This window comes from Nocardia sp. CA-135398 (assembly GCF_050955845.1).
Lineage (GTDB): Bacteria > Actinomycetota > Actinomycetes > Mycobacteriales > Mycobacteriaceae > Nocardia.
This window is the reverse complement of record NZ_CP192084.1, coordinates 7,525,705-7,545,251: the sequence shown is the minus strand read 5'-3', so window position 1 is coordinate 7,545,251 and position 19,547 is coordinate 7,525,705. Positions and strand designations below refer to the sequence as shown.

General features: G+C 65.2%; 16 protein-coding genes. 12 read left to right on the top strand and 4 right to left on the bottom strand.

What is annotated here, in order from left to right:
- Positions 1-56: 56 nt before the first annotated feature.
- The 4 genes from ACQP1T_RS33560 to ACQP1T_RS33545 all read left to right on the top strand — a co-directional run bounded on the left by ACQP1T_RS33560 (position 57) and on the right by ACQP1T_RS33545 (position 5,693).
- Positions 57-1,274, top strand: coding sequence for a benzoate/H(+) symporter BenE family transporter (locus ACQP1T_RS33560; protein ID WP_433757021.1), 1,218 nt, complete (start codon positions 57-59; stop codon positions 1,272-1,274).
- A gap of 66 nt (positions 1,275-1,340) precedes the next feature.
- Positions 1,341-4,148: a DEAD/DEAH box helicase gene (locus tag ACQP1T_RS33555; RefSeq protein ID WP_433757020.1), complete on the top strand. Its 2,808-nt coding sequence runs from the start codon at positions 1,341-1,343 to the stop codon at positions 4,146-4,148.
- Positions 4,145-4,912, top strand: coding sequence for an SWIM zinc finger family protein (locus ACQP1T_RS33550; RefSeq protein ID WP_433757019.1), 768 nt, complete (start codon positions 4,145-4,147; stop codon positions 4,910-4,912). Before ACQP1T_RS33555 ends, ACQP1T_RS33550 begins: the two co-directional genes overlap by 4 nt.
- A gap of 19 nt (positions 4,913-4,931) precedes the next feature.
- Positions 4,932-5,693, top strand: coding sequence for a helical backbone metal receptor (locus ACQP1T_RS33545; protein WP_433757018.1), 762 nt, complete (start codon positions 4,932-4,934; stop codon positions 5,691-5,693).
- Between the two features lie 19 nt (positions 5,694-5,712).
- On the opposite strand, the gene ACQP1T_RS33540 is transcribed toward ACQP1T_RS33545, so the two are convergent.
- Together ACQP1T_RS33540 and ACQP1T_RS33535 are read right to left on the bottom strand one after the other, a co-directional pair.
- On the bottom strand, positions 5,713-6,789 hold the full coding sequence (locus ACQP1T_RS33540) for an amidohydrolase family protein (RefSeq protein ID WP_433757017.1): 1,077 nt from the start codon (positions 6,787-6,789) through the stop codon (positions 5,713-5,715).
- Positions 6,790-6,863: 74 nt separating this feature from the next.
- The gene (locus ACQP1T_RS33535) at positions 6,864-7,493 is read right to left on the bottom strand and encodes a TetR/AcrR family transcriptional regulator (protein WP_433757016.1); all 630 of its coding nucleotides are present in this window, start codon (positions 7,491-7,493) and stop codon (positions 6,864-6,866) included.
- Between the two features lie 110 nt (positions 7,494-7,603).
- Between ACQP1T_RS33535 and ACQP1T_RS33530 the strand changes: the two genes are divergently transcribed.
- Positions 7,604-8,005 (top strand): Dabb family protein, encoded by a 402-nt coding sequence (locus ACQP1T_RS33530; protein WP_433757015.1) that lies wholly within the window; start codon positions 7,604-7,606, stop codon positions 8,003-8,005.
- 14 nt (positions 8,006-8,019) lie between these two features.
- Here ACQP1T_RS33530 and icmF read toward each other — a convergent pair whose 3' ends face one another.
- Positions 8,020-11,238, bottom strand: coding sequence for a fused isobutyryl-CoA mutase/GTPase IcmF (gene icmF, locus ACQP1T_RS33525; RefSeq protein WP_433757014.1), 3,219 nt, complete (start codon positions 11,236-11,238; stop codon positions 8,020-8,022).
- Between the two features lie 515 nt (positions 11,239-11,753).
- Here icmF and ACQP1T_RS33520 point away from each other — a divergent pair.
- The 7 genes from ACQP1T_RS33520 (at position 11,754) to ACQP1T_RS33490 (ending at position 18,341) form a co-directional block, all read left to right on the top strand.
- Positions 11,754-12,473 carry a DUF2157 domain-containing protein gene (locus ACQP1T_RS33520; RefSeq protein ID WP_433757013.1) on the top strand — a complete coding sequence of 240 codons (720 nt, stop codon included), beginning with the start codon at positions 11,754-11,756 and terminating at the stop codon, positions 12,471-12,473.
- 19 nt (positions 12,474-12,492) lie between these two features.
- Positions 12,493-12,720 carry a hypothetical protein gene (locus ACQP1T_RS33515; protein ID WP_433757012.1) on the top strand — a complete coding sequence of 76 codons (228 nt, stop codon included), beginning with the start codon at positions 12,493-12,495 and terminating at the stop codon, positions 12,718-12,720.
- Positions 12,721-12,934: 214 nt separating this feature from the next.
- Complete coding sequence (locus ACQP1T_RS33510; protein WP_433762462.1) at positions 12,935-14,434, top strand: CoA-acylating methylmalonate-semialdehyde dehydrogenase; 1,500 nt, start codon at positions 12,935-12,937, stop codon at positions 14,432-14,434.
- A gap of 28 nt (positions 14,435-14,462) precedes the next feature.
- The gene (locus ACQP1T_RS33505; RefSeq protein WP_433757011.1) at positions 14,463-15,602 is read left to right on the top strand and encodes an acyl-CoA dehydrogenase family protein; all 1,140 of its coding nucleotides are present in this window, start codon (positions 14,463-14,465) and stop codon (positions 15,600-15,602) included.
- On the top strand, positions 15,599-16,672 hold the full coding sequence (locus ACQP1T_RS33500; protein ID WP_433757010.1) for an enoyl-CoA hydratase/isomerase family protein: 1,074 nt from the start codon (positions 15,599-15,601) through the stop codon (positions 16,670-16,672). Before ACQP1T_RS33505 ends, ACQP1T_RS33500 begins: the two co-directional genes overlap by 4 nt.
- Positions 16,669-17,568, top strand: a complete 900-nt coding sequence (gene mmsB / locus ACQP1T_RS33495) for a 3-hydroxyisobutyrate dehydrogenase (protein WP_433757009.1) — start codon at positions 16,669-16,671, stop codon at positions 17,566-17,568. Before ACQP1T_RS33500 ends, mmsB begins: the two co-directional genes overlap by 4 nt.
- Positions 17,565-18,341, top strand: a complete 777-nt coding sequence (locus tag ACQP1T_RS33490) for an enoyl-CoA hydratase (RefSeq protein ID WP_433757008.1) — start codon at positions 17,565-17,567, stop codon at positions 18,339-18,341. The genes mmsB and ACQP1T_RS33490 overlap by 4 nt, the downstream gene beginning before the upstream one ends.
- 74 nt (positions 18,342-18,415) lie before the next feature.
- Here the strand turns inward: ACQP1T_RS33490 and ACQP1T_RS33485 are convergent, their stop codons facing one another.
- Positions 18,416-19,474 (bottom strand): Hsp70 family protein, encoded by a 1,059-nt coding sequence (locus ACQP1T_RS33485; protein WP_433757007.1) that lies wholly within the window; start codon positions 19,472-19,474, stop codon positions 18,416-18,418.
- Positions 19,475-19,547 lie beyond the last annotated feature (73 nt).

The window sequence follows — 19,547 nt, the reverse complement described above, 5'->3', positions numbered from 1 at the left end:
CAGTTTCCAGCGACTGGCTGTGACAACTGGACTGATGACCGGGGAGGATTCCAGAAATGTCCAGGCTTTCCCCGGCGCTCGCCGACACTCCGACACCGGCACAACCCTCGGGGCGGCTGGCGCAGCCGGTCGGGGCCGGTGTTGTCACCGCGCTGGTCGGGTTCACCAGCTCATTCGCGGTGGTGCTGAGCGGTTTGACGGCGGTCGGCGCCACCTCGGCGCAGGCGGCGTCGGGACTGCTCGCGCTCTGCCTCACCCAGGCCATCGGGATGATGCTGCTCAGTTATCGGTATCGGTTGCCGATCACACTGGCCTGGTCGACGCCGGGTGCGGCACTGCTGGCCAGCACCGGCGCGGTCGCCGGTGGCTGGGCCGCGGCGGTCGGGGCGTTCGCGATCACCGGTGTGCTGATCGTGATCACCGGACTGTGGCAGCGGCTCGGCAATCTGGTGGCCGCGATTCCGGTGGAGATCGCCCAGGCCATGCTCGCCGGTGTGCTGCTGCCGCTGTGTCTCGCGCCGGTGAAGGCCGTGCAGGCCAGTCCGGTGGTGGTGGTTCCGGTGATCGTGGTCTGGCTGGTGCTGCAGCGATTCGCCAAGCGCTGGGCCGTGATCGCGGCCTTCGCGACCGCGGCGATCGGAGCGGGCATCAGTATCGCGGTGCAGCACAAGCAGCTCGACCTCGCGGCGATGCGTCCCTCGCTCGAACTGACAGTGCCGCACTGGAGTTGGCAGGCGATGATCGGCATCGCCATTCCGCTCTACATCGTCACCATGGCCTCTCAGAACATTCCGGGCACCGCCGTGATGAGGTCCTTCGATTACCAAATCCCTTGGCGCGCTTCGATGTCTGTCACCGGTATCGGCACCGTTCTTGGCGCACCGGCGGGCGGGCACGCCATCAATCTGGCCGCGATCAGTGCCGCGCTCTCGGCGGCCCCCGCCGCGCATCCGGATCCGAAGCGTCGCTGGATCGCGGCTTTCACCACGGGTGCCGTCTATTTGATACTCGCCCTCGGTTCTGCGGCGCTGGTCACGCTGATCGCCACCGCGCCCAAGGGCACGCTGGAAACCGTCGCGGGCCTTGCCCTGCTGGCCACTCTCGCGGCCGCCCTCGTCGGTGCCCTGAAATCCGAACAGCACCGTGAGGCGGGCATTGTCACCTTCCTGATCGCCGCCTCCGGTGTCGGGTTCCTCGGCATCGGCGCGGCCTTCTGGGCGCTGGTCGTTGGTCTTGTCGTGCGCAAGGTCCTCGCCCACCGTCAAGACGCGTGAGACGGCCGAGCGTCTCGTACCAGGATGGCCGCAGCGTCTGTCGGACCCGCCTGATTGGATGGGGTGATGCTGCACGGTCTGTGGTCGCCGGGATCGGGCTTGCTGCTCTGGCAGGAGGCCCCGGTCGAGCTACCCGAACCGTTGGGCGGGGTGCTGTCCGCGTCGAAGTTCCGGCATCGGGCGCAGGTGCTGGTCAGCGGGTCGCAGGGGGCCACCGAGCAGGTCAGGGCGCATGCGATGGTGCCCGAGGCGGCCGTGGTCGCGTTGCGACAGCGGCTGCCGGTCGACGCGGTTTCGGGGGATCTGCGTTTTCTCGCGCATGTGGCACACGGTGTCGAGCGATGGGTGCGGGCCGGGCGGGTGGCGCCCGAACTGCGCCGTGACGACGGTCAGTGGTGGGTGCGCTGGCGGTTGGTCGGCGGCGAGCGTCAGCGGGCCTGGCTGGCGGAGTTGGCGGTGGCGATGCCGCCCGCGCTGCGCGTCGCGGGGAAGCCGGGGATGCTGCTCGAGGATATGGTCGCCGAACTCGCCGATCCGATCGTCCGGGAGCTGCTGGATCCGCCGCCGTCGGCGCATCCGCTGGTTGCCGCGCTCATCGATGACGTCGCCCTGGACGGCGGCAGTCATCAGCTGGCCGAGGTGCTGGAACGCTGGCGGGCGAGCCTGACCGGGGACGAGCCCGAGTTGGTGCTGCGGCTGCTGGAGCCCGAGGGCGATATCGCGCTCGGCGAGGTCGACAACGATGCCGATGACGTGGTGGCGCTGTGGCGACTGCAGGTCTGTCTGCGTGCCGATGGTGAGGCGCCGAATCCGGTTCCGCTGCTGGGTGATCCGGTGCTGGTCCGCACCGCGATCGAGAAGCTGGGAGTGGCGACGCGGGCCTATCCGCGCCTGCGCGATCTACCGAACGATCCGCAGTCGATGGACCTGCTGTTGCCGACCGAGGTGGTCGCGGATCTGGTCGAACACGGCGCACATGCCCTGCAGGCGGCGGGGGTGCGGCTGTTGCTGCCGCGCGCCTGGAATATCAGCGCCCCGACCATGCGGCTACGCGTGGAGAGCGCGGTACCGGCTGCCGACAGCACCGTCGGCATGCGTGGACTCGTCTCCTACCGTTGGGAACTCGCACTCGGCGATACCGTGCTGACCAAGGCCGAGATGGAACGGCTGGTCCGCTCGAAATCGGATCTGGTGCAGCTGCGCGGCGAATGGGTGCAGGCCGACCACAAGATGTTGGCCGCCGCCGCCCGCTATGTCGCCGCCCATCTCGACGACACCGAAATCACCTTCGCCGATCTGGTCGGCGAACTCGTCACCGGCCATGTCGACAAGGTTCCGATCACCGAGGTCAGCGCAACCGGTTGGGCCGCGGACCTTTTGGACCAGACCCGCGAACCGGTACCGGTGACACCGCCGGTCGGTTTGAAGGCGCAGTTGCGGCCGTATCAGGAGCGTGGGTTGGCCTGGCTCGCCACCATGAGCCGCTACGGTATCGGCGGGATCCTGGCCGATGACATGGGTCTGGGTAAGACCGTGCAGGTCCTGGCCCTGCTCGTGCACGAGCGCGAGCGGACCGACGGCTGCGGACCGACGCTACTTGTCAGCCCGATGTCGGTGGTCGGCAACTGGCAGCGCGAGGCCCAGCGGTTCGCCCCTGATCTGCGGGTATTGGTCCACCACGGCGTCGGCCGCAAGTCGGGCACGGAACTCGACGAAGCCGTTGCGGACGCGGATCTGGTGATCACCACCTATTCGCTCTTGGCACGGGACGCAGCCGAGTTGGCGCGGCAGCAATGGGATCGGGTGGTGCTCGACGAGGCACAGCACATCAAGAACGCGGGGACCAGACAGGCGAAGGCGGCTCGGGCACTGCCTGCCCGACACCGGTTGGCGCTCACCGGAACTCCGGTGGAGAACCGCCTCGAAGAATTGCGCTCGATTCTGGACTTCACGATGCCGAAGGTGCTCGGCAGTGCACAGACTTTCCGTGCCCGGTTCGCCGTGCCGATCGAACGCGATCGAGACGAGAACGCCATCAGTCGACTGCGCACCATCACCCAGCCGTTCGTGCTGCGCCGGGTGAAAACCGATCCCGCCGTCATCAGCGATCTGCCGGAGAAGCTGGAGATGACGGTGCGCGCCAACCTGACCGTCGAGCAGGCGGCGCTCTACCAGGCGGTGGTCGACGACATGATGGCCAAACTGAAGGATGCGAAGGGTATGGCCCGCAAGGGCGCGGTACTCGGCGCGCTGACCCGGCTCAAACAGGTCTGCAACCATCCCGCGCATTTCCTCGGCGATGCCTCCGGTGTGCTGCACCGCGGCAGTCATCGTTCCGGCAAGCTCGCCCTGGTGGAGGATGTCCTCGATGCGGTGCTGGCAGATGGCGAGAAGGCATTGCTGTTCACCCAGTTCCGCGAATTCGGCGATCTCATCGCGCCCTATCTGACCGAGCGCTTCGGTACCGCGATTCCGTTCCTGCACGGTGGCGTGCCGAAGAAGCGACGCGACACCATGGTCGAGCGCTTCCAGGAACCGGATGGCCCACCGCTGATGTTGTTGTCGCTCAAGGCCGGTGGCACCGGCTTGAATCTCACGGCGGCCAACCATGTTGTGCACCTGGATCGTTGGTGGAATCCGGCGGTCGAGAACCAGGCCACCGACCGTGCCTTCCGCATCGGTCAACGGCGCAATGTGCAGGTGCGCAAGCTGATCTGCGTCGACACCATCGAGGAGAAGATCGACGAAATGATCAGTGGCAAACGCCAACTCGCCGATCTGGCCATCGGTGCGGGCGAGAACTGGATTACCGAATTGAGCACGGATGAACTGCATCGGCTCTTCGCCCTCGGTGCCGAGGCGGTGGGCGATTGAGTCCCTTCGAAGACTACAGCAAATACGGCAAGCGCCTGCCGGTGCGCGGTGGCGTCGAAGCACGCAGTCGCCGTGGTGGATTCGGTCGCACCTGGTGGGGTAAGGCTCTCATCGAGGCGGTCGAGCAGATGGCCGAACCCGGTCGACTCGCTCGCGGCCGGACCTATGCCAGGGCCGGACAGGTCGTGAGCTATCGGATCGAACCCGGCGCGGTCACCGCGGAAGTGCAAGGAAGTCAGCCGCGCCCGTTCACCTCGGTATTCGCCATCCGGCCGCTGCGCGACGAGGAACTGGAACTGCTCATCGAAACCATCCGGACCACGCCGGGTGTACTGGCTGAAATCGCCTCCGGCGCATTGCCGACGAGCCTCGGCGAGCATCTGCTCCCGACAACGGCCGCGGATCTCGACTTCTCCTGCACCTGCCCGGATCCCGGCTGGCCGTGCAAACATGTGGCCGCGGTCTGCTATCTGCTCGCCGAACGCCTCGATGAGCGTCCGCGCGAAATCCTCACCCTGCGCGGCCTCGACCTGGACACCCTCATCGTCGGCATCGAACGGGACACGACTCCAACGGTTTCCGATGACCCTTACGGCGACCGCGCGCAACTGCCCGATCTTCCGAAGCTCGAATTCCGTCCCGCCATCGATGACCTGGACCCGACCCTGCTGCGCCGCGCACTGCGCATGATCGCCGAGGATGAACCGACGGCCGCGGCCGGACTGCGCGATATCCGCGCCCTATATGAAGCCTTGGATCGCTGAAATGCCATCGGGTGCTGTCATGACCGACGATCTGGGTGCGGCCGTGCAAATCGATCGCCCGGTGCGTCGGGTGGTGTCGCTGGTTCCGTCACTGACCGAGGCCGTCGCCGTGAGTCGCCCCGAAGTCCTTGTCGCGGCGACGGATTGGTGCACACATCCCGCCGATCTGGACGTCGAGCGGGTTCGCGGCACCAAGAATCCGAATGTGCGCCGAATCATCGAGCTCGCGCCGGATCTGGTGCTGTGCAACCAAGAGGAGAATCGTCGCATCGATGTGGAGCGGCTGCGCGATGCGGGAATCCCGGTGTGGGTCACCAGAATCGAAACGTTGGACGAAGGCTTCGCATCGTTGCGTCGACTTTTCGCCGAAGCCCTCGACGGCCCGGTGCCCGACTGGCTACTCGAGGCCGAAATAGCTTGGGCCGCAACAGCTCCCGCGCCACCGCGCAATACGGTAATCCCTATCTGGCGCAACCCCTGGATGGTGGTCGGCCACAATACCTTCACCGGTGATCTGGCAGCGCGCCTCGGCCTCCGACTCGTGCACGCCGACCGCACCGAGCGCTATCCGCACGTACCAGAGGATGAGTTGACTCGCGATGTCGAACTCGTCCTGCTCCCCGACGAACCCTACGTATTCACCAGATCCGATGGCCCCGAGGCCTTCCCCGGCCTCCGGGTCGCCTTGGTCGAAGGCCGCAGCCTCACCTGGTACGGCCCATCTTTGGCCACCGCCCGCGATATCCTGACTCGCCAAATCGCGGAGTCATTCATCGCCTGACCGCGCTTTGGACCAGATGTCAGGATTCGATTCGGTAGACCCGCTGGGCGTTGGTTCGGAAGATCTGCGCCAACTCGTTGTGACCGCCACCGTGCTCGGTGATCGCAGTGGCGATGATATCGGCGCTGTCGGCGATGCTCGTAATCGGTTTGTCCACCGGGAAATTGGAGCCCCACAGCAGGCGGTCCGAGCCGAAGACATCGAAGGCGTGCTCGACGAGCGGGCGAATTCGATCCAGCAGCACCGGAATCGGTGTCGACGTGCCACGTGGTGGTACCGGGTGACCGAGGATCGGCATCATCAAACCGCTGACTTTCGCCACCACATTGGGGTTTTCGGCGAGCGCGGTGAGATCATCGCGCCAGCGGACGAATAGTTCTCGGCGCAGACTCGGATTCGTTCCGGTGCGTTTGCCGACCGGGCCGAAAATCCCCGCGGGCGTGGCGAGATGGTCGAGCACTACCGGGACTTCCGGATAGCGCTCGGCAAGAGCCGTCACATCGGGTAGCGCATGCGAATACACCCATGCCTCGAAAGACAATCCGCGCTCGGCCAGTGCCGCGAAGCCGTTCAGGAATTCCTTGGTGGTGAGCGCGCTTTCGTGCTGGGTATAGGGCCGGACGTCTGGATCGGGGTGGTGTGCGACGTGTGCCCGAATGCCGCGCAGCAGGGGCGATGCGGCCATATGGGCATCGAGCAGCACCGCGAAATCCGGTGCCGCCGGATCGGCATTGCCGATGATTGCGCCGAGTGTCGGATTGTCGCCGCCGCCGAATGGCAGCCTGGCCACCCAATTGGTCTCATCGACCTCCGCCAGCGCGCCCTTTCCGGTCCATCCGACCTCGATATGCACGATCGACTCGACCGGAACGCCATCGGCATCCGCCCGATAATTCGCGGGCAGATATGGATTCGCATAGGCGGTCGGATCCCCGACGAATTCCCGATCCCGGCGCGGCGCCACCCGCTTTGCCCAGTCGATCGGGATGGGCAGCATCCGGAGCAACTTCGCCGTCCGGCTGAATTCGCGCGGTGTGCGGAACGGATCCCACTGATGAATATGGCTGTCGATAATCCGGATATCCGAGAGATCCATGTCCGCCGTCCCAACCATGCCGAAGGCCCTGACGTCGCGATTGTCACACGTGCGGGGGTGGGCGCGTTTCGGAATCAGCGGGAGCCGTATGCGGACAGGAATGTCCGCACCGCCGCATCGGCGATATCGCGCTGCTCGGCCTCGCTCACCTCGCGGGTGCCGAGCCGGGACCGTGCTTCCAATGGCGCGGTGAGCAGGGCGAGCAGCTGTTCTGCGGCCTGCGCCGGATCGGTGATCCGCAGCCGACCCGAAAGAGCCAGTCGCGCGAGTCGATCGGCCAGCGCCTCGGCGATGCGCCGCGAGGTGCGCTCCAGCACCGTGTCGGCCAGGTCCGGAAAGGCGGCGAGTTGCGCGTAGGTCAGCGCGCGTAGCGAACGGGCGCGCGCACCGGAGCATTCGGCGAGCAGTGCGCGCGCCGTCTCGGTAAGCGCGGCGGACAGATCGTCGCCTGGCTCGCGCAGGCTATCGACGATCTCGAGGGTTTCGGCGGCCACGGCATCGGCGGCGGCGAGCACGGCGTGCCGGAACAGGGTCTGCTTGTCATTGAGGTGGTTGTAGACCGTCGGCTTGGCGACGCCCGCCTCGTCCGCGATCTCCTGCACACACGCCTTGTCGTAGCCGCGCCGCGCGAAGACGGTGAATGCGACGTCCAGGATCGCCTGCCGCTTGTCGATGCGCCCACGCGCTGCCGTCGTACCCGTCACCCCTGCATATTAGCGCCCGAGCACCTGCGAATGAACTCATGGGTTCACTCTTGTGTATCTACCGGTCAGTTATCTAGATTGAACTCGTTGGTTCAAACAAGGAGGTATCCATGATCGTTCACCTGTTGCGCTTCGGCTTTCGCGAAGAGACCACCGAGGCGCAGAAGGCCGAGGTGCTCGCGCTGATGAAGCGCACCGCATCGGTGGAATCGGTGTCCTTCGCGACCGTCGGCCAGAATCTCGGCGACGCGAGCGAAGGGCTGACGCACGCCTACTGCGTCGGCATCGAGAATCTGGCCGCGATGGAGCGCTATATGCACGATCCGGTGCACCTGGCCGGTGATCCGCAGATCATCCCGCACTTGAAGAAGATCGCCATCGGACCCGACGTCTCCGATGAGCCGGATCCCGAACTGCGCGAGAAGATTATGGCGTTGAACAACGCCAAGCTGGCGAAGTACCCGGAGTGGGCGCGTCAGATGGATTCGATTCCGGAGGTGCGAATCTTCTGACGGCCCAGCCTATTTCACACGTTGCGGCGGTACTGTCCGCCGACGGTGAAGAAGGTGTCGGTGATCTGTTGCAGGGTGCAGACCCGGGCGGCGTCCATCAGCACCTCGAAGATGTTGTCGTCGGTGCGGGCCACCGCGTCCAGGCGAGCCAGGGCGTCATGTGCGGCATCGCGATGGTCGTCCTGGAACTGACGCACACGCTGCAGTTGCGACTGCTTCTCCGCTTCGGTGCCGCGAGCCAATTCGATGACCCGATGCGGTTCGCCGTGCGGATTGCGGAAGGTATTGACGCCGATGATCGGTAGCGAGCCATCGTGTTTGCGGTGCTCGTAGCGCATGGATTCGTCTTGGATCTTGCCGCGCTGATAGCCGGTCTCCATGGCCCCGAGGACCCCGCCGCGCTCGCTGATCCGATCGAATTCGGCGAGCACGGCATCCTCGACGAGATCGGTGAGCTCATCGATGAGAAAGCTGCCCTGGAGCGGGTTTTCGTTCATCGCGACACCCCACTCGCGGTTGATGATGAGCTGGATGGCCAGCGCACGGCGCACCGATTCCTCGGTGGGGGTGGTCACCGCCTCGTCATAGGCATTGGTGTGCAGGCTGTTGCAGTTGTCGTAGATGGCGATGAGGGCCTGCAGGGTGGTGCGAATGTCGTTGAAGCTCATCTCCTGTGCGTGCAGCGACCGGCCCGAGGTCTGCACGTGGTACTTCAGCTTCTGCGAACGCTCATTGGCGCCGTAGCGATCTCGCATGGCGATGGCCCAGATGCGCCGCGCCACCCGGCCGATCACCGAATATTCCGGATCCATGCCGTTGGAGAAGAAGAACGACAGATTCGGCGCGAAGTCGTCGATCCGCATGCCACGCGCGAGATACGCCTCGACATAGGTGAATCCATTGGCGAGGGTGAAGGCCAGCTGACTGATCGGATTCGCACCGGCCTCGGCGATGTGATAGCCGGAGATCGAGACCGAGTAGAAGTTGCGAACACCGTTGCGCACGAACCATTCCTGGATATCGGCCATCATGCGCAGACTGAACTCGGTGGAGAAGATGCAGGTGTTCTGGCCCTGATCCTCCTTGAGGATGTCGGCCTGCACGGTGCCGCGTACCGTCGCCAGCGTGCGCGCTGTGATATCCGCAGCCTCCTCGGCGGTGGGCTCGCGGCCTTCGGCGGTCGAGAAGCGTTCCAGCGCTTGGTCGATGGCGGTATTGAGGAAGTAGGCCAGGATGGTGGGGGCCGGGCCGTTGATGGTCATCGATACCGAGGTGGTCGGCGCGGTCAGGTCGAAGCCGTCGTAAAGCGCCTTCATATCGTCGAGTGAGGCGATCGAGACGCCGGAGGTGCCGACCTTGCCGTAGATATCCGGGCGCTCGGCGGGATCGTGACCGTAGAGCGTCACCGAATCGAAGGCAGTGGAAAGCCTTGTCGCCTCGGCATGTTCGCTCAGCACCTTGAAGCGCCGGTTGGTACGGAACGGGTCGCCCTCACCGGCGAACATGCGCGCCGGATCCTCGTTATCGCGCTTGAACGGAAAGACGCCCGCGGTGAAGGGGAACCGTCCGGGCAGATTCTCCGAGCGCAGGAATCGCAGCAGCTCGCCGTGATCGGTGAAACGCGGCAGCGCGACGCGCGGAATGGAATTGCCGGACAGTGTCTCCCGGCGCAGCGGGGTGTGGATCTCGCGATCACGAACCCGAACCACCTGCTCATCGCCCCGATAGGATGCGGCCAGTTCGGGCCAACCCGTGAGCAGTTCAGCATTGTCGGAATGCAGTGCGGCGCGGGCTTTTTCGGCGAGCTCGGCCACTGCGGAGTCATCGGGCAGCTCGGCCGCCACCTGTTCGAGGCGCTGCAGGCGCTGTGCCGCGACGATTTGTGTGGCGGTCTCGGCGTGATAGTCTCGGACCGTATCGGCGATCTCGGCGAGATAGCGCACCCGGGCGGGCGGGATGATCTGCGCGAACCTGGTGGAGGCGCGGGTATCCACCTTCGGAAGTACGCCGGGCTCCATTTGCAGACCGTGCTCGGCGAGTAGTCCGGTGAGGTGCTGGTAGAGCGCGGTCACGCCGTCATCGTTGAAAGTGGCGGCGCTGGTGCCGAATACCGGCATTTCCTCGGGAGATTTGGTGAACTCCTCGCGATTGCGGATCAACTGGCGCGAGACATCACGCAGCGCGTCCTCGGCGCCGCGGCGCTCGAATTTGTTGATCGCCACCACATCCGCGAAGTCCAGCATGTCGATCTTCTCCAGCTGGGAGGCGGCGCCGAATTCCGGTGTCATCACATACATCGACACGTCGACGTGGTCGGTGATCGCGGCGTCACCCTGGCCGATGCCCGGGGTTTCCAGAATGACCAGGTCGTATCCCGCTGCCTTGCAGGCGGTCACGATGACGTCGATATTCTGCGGCAGTTCGTGGCCGCCGCGGGTGGCAAGTGAGCGGAAGAAGGTGTGATCGCTGTCGAGGGCGTTCATCCGGATGCGGTCGCCGAGCAGTGCGCCGCCGCCGCGTCGCCGGGTGGGATCCACCGCGAGAATCGCGACGCGCAACTTGTCCTGCTGATCCGAACGCAGACGGCGCACCAATTCATCGGTGAGCGAGGACTTTCCGGAACCGCCGGTGCCGGTGATGCCCAGCACCGGTACCGTGCGCGCGGCAGCGGCCGACGCCAGGGTCCGCCGATCGGACTCCGACAGCGTGTCCTGCTGCAGGCAGGTGATCGCCCGGGCGAGCGCGGCCCGCTCACCGGCGAGTACCGCATCCAGTACCGGCGGTTCGGCGGCGAGATCGAAATCGCAGGTGCGGATCAGCTGATTGATCATGCCGGGCAGACCGAGTCGCTGGCCGTCCTCGGGGGAGAAGATGGTCACCCCGGATTCGGCGAGGCGCGCGATCTCCTCGGCGACGATCACGCCGCCGCCACCGCCGAAGATCCGGACATGGTCGGCGCCCGCCTTTTTCAGTGCGTCGGCGAGATATTCGAAGTACTCGATATGCCCGCCCTGATACGAACTCACTGCGACGCCCTGTGCGTCCTCGGTGAGCACCGCGTCCACGACCTCACTGACCGCGCGATTGTGCCCGAGGTGAATGACCTCGGCGCCCTGCGCCTGCAGGATCCGCCGCATGATGTTGATCGCCGCATCGTGCCCGTCGAACAGCGCGGCCGAGGTCACGAATCGGACGGGATGGGTGGGCGTGTGGAGCGCGGTGCTGTCGGCCACGGGGGTCCTCCGGGGGAGATCCTGTTTGGCGCCCGATACTAGGACGTCAAACTAATTCTACGGTGGTGGCGGTCACAGCGCCAGGTGAAGGTATCTGGCTCGATGATCGCTCGGGATTCCGCTCATCGTGACCGCAAACCGCGACATCCGCCCCGACTCGAGTTCCGATGGAGGCTGCTGCCGGGTAGGGATTCCGCAAACCGCACGAATGCGATTGGTGGTGGGTCGAGGTGAATTCGGAGGCTATCCGAGTGTGGTGCACCGCAGGTGTCGATCGGATCTCGCGATGGTGCGACATCAGTGCCGGGGCTTGGACCGCAGTGGAAGCTCCGACAGTCGCGACCGGGATGCGCGATGCGGTCATGATCGCGGCTGTCACCGAATTCGGTTCGCCGAGTAGGCCGAATGCGGCGGCCGGTGGCTTGCTGTGACGGCGCGCGCGACGGTCAGTGGGGCCACATCGGCGATCGCCCGATGCCATTAATGATTGCCGATTCAGTCGCCATACTCGATACATGGGGATCCGAGATCGGTCGGGGGCGGCCCTGCGGCGGCTGGTCGACGAAGGTGTATTGACCGAAGCTCAGCGCGACGCGGTTGCGAAGGCGCTGGTGGCGGAGCGGACGAAGCCCGAGTCACCGGGCAGACTATTAGCCGAGATCGCCGCCTACATCGGCGCCGGTTCGATGTTGGGCGCGCTCGCCCTATTACTCACGTCGTCCTGGGACGACCTGCAGCGGACCGGCCGCATTGTCATCTTCGGGCTGGTGTCCATCGGTCTTACCCTCGGCGGTATCGCGCTGGCCGGTGGTATCGCCGGATTGTTCACGCGCACCAGGGATGCGCATACATCCCGCTCGCGGCTCGCTGCGGTGCTCTTCGCCCTCGCGTCCGTATCGGTCGCCGTGACGGTCGGATCGGTCTTCGAACGCGGTGACTCCGACACAGCCTTGGTCTGCGCATGCGGGGCGGGTCTCGTTGTGGCGGTACTCGGTTACCTTGCGTTGCCCTCGGTCATCGGCATCTTCGCCGTGGCCTTGTACAGCGTTGTTCTGATCCTGGTACTGCTCGACGAGGTCTTCGATGTCGACGAGGTCTGGGTCGGCCTCGGGCTACTCGGCCTCGGCGGGCTCTGGTTCGCGGTCACCAGATTCGGCTTGTTCGTCGAAAACTGGTCGGGGATATGTCGTCGCGATCCTCATCGCGGACTCGGGCGCGGTGACTATCGACGGTAGCCCGGACCAATGGGGCTTCGTGCTCACCGCACTGGTAGCCGTCGTTTGTTTTGTCCTGTATGCGACGCAACGTTCGGCGGTGCTGGTGATCGGCGGCAGCGCGACGGTCGCGCTCGCCGTCGGCATGGCGGTCACCAGTCGCTTCGATGGCGAAGTCGGGGTAATGGTCGCGATCGTGATTGTCAGCGCGGTGGTGCTCGCCATCGGCGCGCTCCTGCTCACTCGCTCCTCAAAGCCCGCCGACTGACAAACTGACCCGCACTCGCTGCTGCGCACCAAGGCTGGGCGCGCAGCAGCGTCGGGCTTGGTGGCTGCCGACTGGGCCGGTCCGGCTGATTGCTCGTCGGTTGCCGTGGGATGAATCACAGTCCGCCCCTCCGTCTGTATTTACTTGGACATCCAACTATAGGATGACCGTAAATCGCGCAGTGCGCGGCGTCCACTACGAGAACAGGACTGGCATGGTTCGCGAACTCACTCATTACATCGGCGGACAGCATGTCGCCGGGGCCTCGGGCAACTTCGCCGATGTCTTCGATCCGAATACCGGCCAGGTGCAGGCGCGGGTGCCGCTGGCGAGTAAGGCCGAGGTCGATGCCGTCATCGCGAATGCGGCCGAGGCGCAGCAGGTGTGGGCCGCGTTCAACCCGCAGAAGCGGGCCAGGGTGCTGATGAAGTTCCTGACGCTCGTGCAGGACGAGATGGATTCCCTCGCGGCGCTGCTGTCCGCCGAACACGGCAAGACCATCCCCGACGCCAAGGGCGATATCCAGCGCGGTATCGAGGTCATCGAATTCGCGGCGGGCATTCCGCATCTGCTCAAGGGTGAATACACCGAGAGCGCGGGCACCGGTATCGACGTCTACTCGATGCGTCAGCCGCTCGGTGTGGTCGCCGGCATTACCCCGTTCAACTTCCCGGCCATGATCCCGCTGTGGAAGGCCGGTCCGGCGCTGGCGTGCGGAAATGCCTTCGTGCTCAAGCCATCCGAGCGCGATCCCTCGGTGCCACTGCGCCTGGCCGAGCTGTTCCTGGAGGCAGGTTTGCCAGCGGGTGTGTTCAACGTGGTCAACGGCGATAAGGAAGCCGTCGATGCGATCCTGCATTCGCCGACCGTCAAGGCCGTCGGGTTCGTCGGCTCCACCCCGATCGCGGAGTACATCTACGAGACCGCGACCGCGAATGGCAAACGCGCACAATGCTTCGGCGGCGCCAAGAACCACGCGATCGTCATGCCGGACGCCGACCTCGACGATGTCGCCGACCAGCTCATCGGCGCGGGCTACGGCTCGGCGGGTGAGCGCTGTATGGCCATCTCGGTCGCCGTCCCGGTCGGCCGGGAGACCGCGGACCGCCTGCGCGAGAAGCTGATCGAGCGGATCGCCAAACTGAATGTCGGCCGCTCCGACGATGCCGGTGCCGATTTCGGTCCGCTGGTCACCAAGGACGCGCTCGGCCGGGTCGAGAACTACATCCAGATCGGCGTCGATGAGGGGGCCGAGCTGGTGATCGACGGCCGCGGCCTCATGGTCGACGGCGGCGAGGGCGGGTACTTCACCGGTGCAACGCTTTTCGACAATGTAACCCCGGAAATGCGGATCTACCAGGAAGAGATCTTCGGCCCGGTGCTCGCGATCGTGCGGGCCGAGGATTACGACGAAGCGCTCGCCCTGCCCAATGAGCACGAATACGGCAACGGCGTCGCGATCTTCACCCGCGACGGCGATACCGCACGGGATTTCGCCGCCCGCGTGCAGGTCGGCATGGTCGGTATCAATGTGCCGATACCGGTGCCGATCGCCTACCACACCTTCGGCGGTTGGAAGCGCTCCGGATTCGGCGACCTGAACCAGCACGGTCCGGATTCCATTCGCTTCTACACCAAGACCAAGACCGTCACCCAGCGCTGGCCTTCCGGGCTGAAGGACAGCAACCACTTCGTCATTCCGACGATGGACTGAACAGCAGACGGACGGGAGGTCGACGATTGTGTTCGCACTGAATGACGACGAGCGCGCCATTGTCGAAATGGCGCGCGACTTCGCCGACGAATACCTCGCCCCGAATGCCCTGGAATGGGATGAGCAGAAGCACTTTCCAGTGGATGTGCTGCGCAAGGCGGGTTCGCTCGGCATGGGCGGGATATATATCGGCGAGGATGTCGGCGGCTCCGGACTGCGCAGGCTCGATGCCGTACGTATCTTCGAACAACTGGCCACCGGCTGCCCGACCATCGCGGCGTATATCTCCATCCACAACATGGTTTCGTGGATGATCGACAACTACGGCAATGCCGAGCAGCGCAACCGCTGGCTGCCCCGGCTGACCACGATGGAATGGCTCGGCAGCTACGCGCTGACCGAGCCGGGTGTCGGATCGGATGCGGCGGCCTTGAGCACCAAGGCCGTTCGCGACGGTGACGATTACCTGCTCACCGGGGTAAAGCAATTCATCTCCGGTGCGGGTAGCACGGATGTGTACGTCATCATGGCGCGCACCGGCGACGTGGGTGCGCGCGGGATTTCGGCGTTCATCGTTTCGGCCGACGCCCCGGGAATTTCCTTCGGCGCCAACGAGAAGAAGATGGGTTGGAATGCCCAACCCACTCGTCAGGTGATTCTGGACGAGGTCAGGGTGCCCGCCGCCGATATGCTCGGCATCGAGGGCAATGGTTTCCGTATCGCCATGAACGGGCTCAACGGCGGTCGGCTCAATATCGCCGCCTGCTCACTCGGCGGCGGTCGGGCAGCGCTCGAGAAATCCGTGGCGTACCTGGCCCAGCGCAAGGCATTCAACAGCCGACTGCTGGACAACCCGGCACTGCAATTCCAACTCGCCGATATGCGCACCGCACTGGAGGCGGCGCGGACCCTGCTGTGGCGGGCCGCTGCCGCGTTGGATGCGGATGCCGACGACAAGGTCGAATTGTGTGCCATGGCAAAGCGATTCACGACCGATGCCGGGTTCGAGGTCGCGAATAAGGCGCTGCAGATGCACGGCGGTTACGGATACCTGGCCGAATACGGCGTGGAGAAGATCGTCCGCGATCTGCGGGTGCACCAGATTCTGGAGGGCACCAATGAAATCATGCGGGTGGTCGTCGCCCGCTCGGTGGTAGGAGCAGCATGACCGAATCCGAAGTTCTCATCGATAAGCGCGACGGACTCGGTCTGATCACGCTGAACCGGCCCAAGGCCATCAATGCACTGAATCATCCGATGGCCCTTGCCATTTCCGCCGCATTGCAGGCATGGGCGGATGACGACGAGGTGCGCACCGTCGTCGTCACCGGCGCGGGGGAGCGCGGGCTCTGCGCGGGCGGCGATATCGTCGCCATCCACCGTGACGCTGCCGCATTGAACGATCACTCTGCCGGTGCCAACGCGGATTCGGCCACCGGTGTCTTCTGGCGCGACGAGTACATCCTCAACGCACTGATCGGCCGCTATCCCAAGCCGTATGTGGTGGTCATGGACGGCATCGTGATGGGTGGCGGTGTCGGTCTTTCCGGGCACGGCAGCCATCGGATCGTCACCGAGCGCTCCAAGATCGGCATGCCCGAGGTCGGCATCGGATTCATTCCGGATGTCGGTGGCACCTACCTGCTCGCCCGTACGCCGGGCGAAATCGGCACACACGTCGCACTGACCACCGCGCGAATGAGTGCCGGTGACGCCATTGCCGCGGGTTTCGCCGATTACTTTGTGGCCTCGGAACATATTCCGGCGCTGCTGGAAACGCTGCGGACCGAGACCGCCGAGATCGCCATCGCCAAATTCGCCACGGACGCACCGGAATCCGAGTTGGTCGCCCAGCAGGACTGGATCGATGCCTGCTACAGCGCCGACACCGTGGAGGAGATCGTCGATCGGCTGCGGACGCACGGCTCGCCGGAGGCGGCCAAGGCGGCGACCGAGGTGCTCGCCAAATCGCCTGTGGCACTGAAGGTCACGTTGCGTTCGCTGCGCGCGGCCCGTGCCGCGAAGAGTCTCGAGGCGGTGCTGAACGAAGAGTACCGAGTGTCCATCGCCGCGCTGGCCTCGCGCGATCTGGTCGAAGGCATCCGCGCGCAGGTGATCGATAAGGACCGCAATCCGCAGTGGTCGCCCGCGACGCTCGCCGATGTCACCGCCGAGCAGGTCGACGCGTACTTCATCGAATTGGGCGAAAACGAATTGGGTTTGGAGGCAGGCAAATGACGAAGAAGATCGGTTTCCTCGGCCTCGGCCATATGGGCGGGCCGATGGCCGCGAACCTGGTCAGGGCAGGATATGACGTGCTCGCCTTCGATCCGGTCCCCGCCGCACAGGAGCAGGCACGCAAAGACGGTGCCACCGTGGTGGATTCGGCGGCCGCGGCCGCCGCCGACCGCGATGCCGTTGTCACCATGCTGCCCAATGGCAAGCTGGTCCTCGACGTCTACGCCGATCTGCTCCCGGCCGCGAATCCGGGCACCCTGTTCATCGACTGTTCCACCATCGATGTCGCCGATGCCAGGGCGGCGGCTGCCCGCGCCATCGATGCGGGCCATCGCGCACTGGACGCGCCGGTCTCCGGCGGTGTCGCGGGTGCCGCTGCCGGCACGCTGACCTTCATGGTCGGCGGCGCCGAGGCCGACTTCGCCGATGCGCTCGACATGCTCCAGGTAATGGGCGGCAAGGTCGTGCACTGCGGCGGCTCCGGTGTCGGCCAGGCCGCGAAGATCTGTAACAACATGCTGCTCGGCATTTCGATGATCGGCCTGTCCGAGGCCCTGGTGCTCGGCGAGAAGCTGGGGCTGAGCCACCAGTCGTTCTTCGATGTCGTCTCCACCGCATCCGGCCAGAGTTGGGCGCTGACCAGCTACTGTCCGGTGCCAGGACCGGTACCCACCAGCCCGGCGAACAACGACTACCAGCCCGGTTTCGCCACCGCGTTGATGACCAAGGACCTGGGGTTGGCCGCGAATGCCCTGCGCGATAACGACGTCGACGGCCAACTCGGTTTGCTCGCCGCGGAGATCTACACCCGGTTCAACCAGTCGCGGGCTGAGAAGGACTTCTCCGCTATCGTCACCGATATCCGTGACCGTTCCGATCAAGAGGATGCCAAGTGAGCGATTTCGAGACGATTCTGCTGGAGCGCAAGGGCCGGGTCGGCTGGATCACGCTGAACCGCCCGAAGGCGCTGAACGCGCTGAACGCGCAGGTCCTCGACGATGTCATCGCCGCGCTCGACGAACTCGAGCACGATGACGCGATCGGTGCCATCGTCATCACCGGTTCGGAGCGGGCCTTCGCGGCCGGTGCCGATATCAAGGAGATGCAGCCCAAGTCGTACATGGACATGTTCATGAACGACTACTTCGCCCGCTGGGATCGGCTGGCGCAGTTCCGCAAGCCCACCATCGCCGCCGTCGCCGGTTACGCTCTCGGCGGCGGCTGTGAGCTGGCCATGATCTGCGACATTCTGCTCGCCGCCGATAACGCGAAATTCGGTCAGCCGGAAATCAAGCTCGGCGTCATTCCGGGCATCGGCGGCTCGCAGCGCCTGACCCGCGCCATCGGTAAGGCAAAGGCCATGGATCTGGTGCTCACCGGCCGCAATATGGATGCCGAGGAGGCCGAGCGCGCCGGTCTCGTGTCCCGCATCGTGCCCGCGGCCGAATTGCTCGACACCGCACTCGAGGTCGCCGAAACCATCGCCTCGATGTCGCTGCCGGTCACCATGATCGCCAAGGAAGCCGTGAATCGCTCCTTCGAAACCACTCTCGCCGAGGGCCTGCGCTTCGAACGCCGAGTCTTCCACTCGCTCTTCGCGATCGACGATCAGAAGGAAGGCATGAGCGCCTTCGTCGAGAAGCGTCCGGCGAAGTTCACCAACCACTGACAAGCGAGGTGCCCGGCCGAATCTCGGCCGGACACATATGCGTGACTGTCAGCGGCTGGTGTGACTCAGGCGGTTCAGTTGAAGGATGTCGCGGGGATTCCGGCGACTTCGACAGGAGTCGGTGCGTTGACGCCATCCGGTGGCTTGGCGGCGCTGTGGTCCACGGCGAGTAGCCCGGCGATGGTCGCGCCCAGGGCGATCGTAACGGCAACGGCGGCAATGAGTTTGCGGCGGCCGGGGGTGGTCGGCACCAATGAAGCGGTCAGCGCGCCGCTGCGTAAGCGCGCCATGCGCACATCGCCACTGGGACGTTCCGCGGCGAGCAATACCGCCCCGCGGGCCGAAACGTATTCGGGCTCCGAATCGTAGATGACCGGGAGTTCGATCATTTCGGACAGTTCTTCGCGGATATCGGGGTTGCGGGTGCAGCCGCCGAGCAGGACCAGGGCCTCTGGTTGAACGCCGGTTTCCTCGATCAGTTGGCGGACGAACGAGGCGGAGTGATGGATGCCTGCGGCGCACAGTTCGGCGAGATCGCTGCGGGTGACCACGGCACGTCCGCCGGAGTTGGTGTCCATCGCGGTGATCACCCGGGCGCTGCTGAGTTCTTCGCGGTGCCTGCGGCTGGTCAGTTTGTCGGTGAGCACGCCGCCACGGGCCAATTGCCAGCGCAGCAGTGCGTCGTAGCCGTCGCCGCCGAGTACGGTGCTGCGTTTGCTGGACAGGATGGTGTCGGTGCGGCAGTCGGCGTGGGTGATGGTCAGCCCGGAGCTGCCGAGGTCGTAGAGGATGACCGAGCCGGTGGTAGGCAGACGGCCGGTGAAACGCAGATAGCGCAGCTGGGCCAGCGGTTCGTCGACGATGGTGAGCCGGGTGCGGCCCGCGGTGCTGCGGATGGCGTCGGCGTGCAGCGGGCAACGACAGGTCACCGCGGTTCCGGTGACCAGCTCGTCGCGCCGGTCGGCGGCCGCGCGCATCTGGCGGATCGCTTCGAAGACCGGTTCTTCGACCCCACCACCCGCCCGACGCGGCACTTGGCATCGATCGATCGGGGGGAGATGTGGCTGATCGGAATGCGTCAGCATCGCGCGAGCGCCACCAGCGCCCGCCGATACCCCCAAGACCAGCACCATGAATCCATGGTGGACCCTTTCGCCTCCGCTGCCAAGACGACGGGGCGGGGAATTCGCTAGTTGGATGCCAGAC

Coding starts and splice junctions, on each gene's coding strand:
- ACQP1T_RS33560 (WP_433757021.1), top strand. CDS start 57: ATGTCCAGGCTTTCCCCGGCGCTCGCCGACACTCCGACACCGGCACAA.
- ACQP1T_RS33555 (WP_433757020.1), top strand. CDS start 1,341: ATGCTGCACGGTCTGTGGTCGCCGGGATCGGGCTTGCTGCTCTGGCAG.
- ACQP1T_RS33545 (WP_433757018.1), top strand. CDS start 4,932: ATGACCGACGATCTGGGTGCGGCCGTGCAAATCGATCGCCCGGTGCGT.
- ACQP1T_RS33540 (WP_433757017.1), bottom strand. CDS start 6,789: ATGGATCTCTCGGATATCCGGATTATCGACAGCCATATTCATCAGTGG.
- ACQP1T_RS33530 (WP_433757015.1), top strand. CDS start 7,604: ATGATCGTTCACCTGTTGCGCTTCGGCTTTCGCGAAGAGACCACCGAG.
- ACQP1T_RS33520 (WP_433757013.1), top strand. CDS start 11,754: ATGGGGATCCGAGATCGGTCGGGGGCGGCCCTGCGGCGGCTGGTCGAC.
- ACQP1T_RS33510 (WP_433762462.1), top strand. CDS start 12,935: ATGGTTCGCGAACTCACTCATTACATCGGCGGACAGCATGTCGCCGGG.
- ACQP1T_RS33500 (WP_433757010.1), top strand. CDS start 15,599: ATGACCGAATCCGAAGTTCTCATCGATAAGCGCGACGGACTCGGTCTG.
- mmsB (WP_433757009.1), top strand. CDS start 16,669: ATGACGAAGAAGATCGGTTTCCTCGGCCTCGGCCATATGGGCGGGCCG.
- ACQP1T_RS33485 (WP_433757007.1), bottom strand. CDS start 19,474: ATGGTGCTGGTCTTGGGGGTATCGGCGGGCGCTGGTGGCGCTCGCGCG.